This window comes from Neorhizobium sp. SHOUNA12A, assembly GCF_023006505.1.
Lineage (GTDB): Bacteria > Pseudomonadota > Alphaproteobacteria > Rhizobiales > Rhizobiaceae > Neorhizobium.
In genome coordinates, this window is the sequence record NZ_JALBGV010000202.1 from 1 (window position 1) to 615 (window position 615).

A 615-nucleotide genomic window follows, 5' to 3' on the forward strand; every position below is an offset into this window, starting at 1 on the left:
CTGGGCGGTCGCCGTCGGCGCGTGGCTTGCGGTCAGCAAACGGGCGGTCGCCTCTCGGCTTGTCGCCGAACGGGCGGTCACCGCGAGGCGGGCGGTTACCAAAGGCGCGCTCGCCGCGCGGACGTTCCGAACGGGCGTCGCCCGAGAAGGATTTGGTGCGCGGACGGTCACCGCCTTCGCGCGGTTTGCGGTCGCCACGGGGTTTGTCGCCGAAGGAACGTTCGCCACGATCCGGACGATCGCCAAAGGACTTCTTGCGGCCGAAATCGGCCTTTTCCTGTTTGTCGGGACCGTCGGCACGGATCCAGTCGCTGTCCTCTTCGGCGCGGTTGACGACGACCGGCCTGTCGTTCTGCGGCGTGGGCTTCTTGAAAAGCTGCTCGGCCTCGGCACGGGCGGAGGATCTGCGCGTCTTGCTTTCGGTGGTCGGGCGGGCACCCGGCGCCATCCAGACGTTGGCGGTGCGGCTGGTGCCCATCGGCGGACGCTTCTTCGGACGGTCGTCCTCGTCTTCAGTGCGATTGCCGAACGGCTTTGCACCGCGCGGCTTGTCGGCGAACTTGCGGTCGTCGCGCTGGGTGTCGGGGCGGCCAGGCGGCTTTTCGCGCCGGTCCT

General features: G+C 68.9%; 1 pseudogene. It reads right to left on the reverse strand.

Annotated elements, in window-relative coordinates:
- A pseudogene (locus tag MOV63_RS32475) lies at positions 1–615 on the reverse strand (pseudouridine synthase); the annotation flags it as partial.